1 protein-coding gene is annotated in these 1,080 nt (G+C 62.8%); it reads right to left on the bottom strand.

Going from position 1 to position 1,080, the window contains the following annotated elements; genetic code table 11:
• Positions 1-9: 9 nt before the first annotated feature.
• Positions 10-975, bottom strand: a complete 966-nt coding sequence (locus A5724_RS04930) for an IS481 family transposase (protein ID WP_156752133.1) — start codon at positions 973-975, stop codon at positions 10-12.
• Positions 976-1,080: the final 105 nt, after the last annotated feature.

Genomic DNA, 1,080 nt, shown 5'->3' with positions numbered 1-1,080 from the left:
TGTACCTAGTCACGACGTTGGTAGCAGTCGGCTGATCGGTGGGAGGCCGCCGAGTGCGCTGTGACGGCGTCGAGTGTTGTAGTGCTCGAGCCATGGCGCAAGGGCCGCGGCGCGGTCGGCGTTGCTGACGAAGACTTGGCGGTAGGCCCATTCTGTCTGCAGTGTGCGGTTGAGACGCTCGACCTTGCCGTTCTGCCAAGGGCAGTGCGGTTTGATGAATATCTGGCGGGCGTTGAGGTCGGCGCACACCTCGCGCAGCGACCAGCGATAGGCCCATGCGTTGTCGGTCATGATGCATTCAATGCATGTGATGCCGTGGGCGCGGAAGTAGTCAGCAGCGCGATGGAGGAAGCCGGCGCAAGTAGGCCCCTTCTCGTCAGGCAGTATTTCTGAGTACGCCAATCGAGAATGATCGTCGACCAGCGAGTGGATATAGTCGAAGCCCTTGCCTGACTTGCGTTCTCGATCTGAAACGCCAAGACGTCCGTGCGCCCGCCACCCACCGCCGTCGGGAATGCGACCCAATTTCTTGACGTCCATATGCACGAGTTCGCCAGGCCGCCCGCGTTCGTAGCGCACGGCGGTGGTCTTTGACGCGCGAATGACCTCACCGGTCATCGGGTCACACATCCGCAGGTGCGGCATGCCGCGACGAGCCAGCACCCGCGACACGGTGCGTACTGCCACGCCCAATTCGGCGCCGATCGCATCCGGGCCGAGCCGCTCAGCGCGACGCAGCGCCACAATTTGTTCTTCGATCGACGCAGGTGTGCGCGTCGGCGTCGTGTGCGGGCGCGAGGGCCGGTCCATCAGTCCGGCTACACCTTCGAACTCGAAGCGAGCGATCCACTTATGGACACACCGGCGAGATATCCCCATCGCCGCCGCGATATGGGCTTTGCGCCAGCCATCCTGGAACCGCGCGACGATTAGCAATCTGCCTTGGTAGGTCGTACGGGCATTACGGTGGGACACGAGAACCTCCGAGCAGGTAGTGGGCCTTCGACAAGCCACACCCCACTCGGGGGTTCTCCTCACTTCAAGCCGACACGCCTGCTACCAACCTCATGGCCAGGTACA

Origin of the sequence: Mycobacterium sp. ACS1612, from assembly GCF_001667505.1 — a bacterium.
Lineage (GTDB): Bacteria > Actinomycetota > Actinomycetes > Mycobacteriales > Mycobacteriaceae > Mycobacterium.
This window is presented reverse-complemented; position numbering and strand designations above follow the sequence as displayed.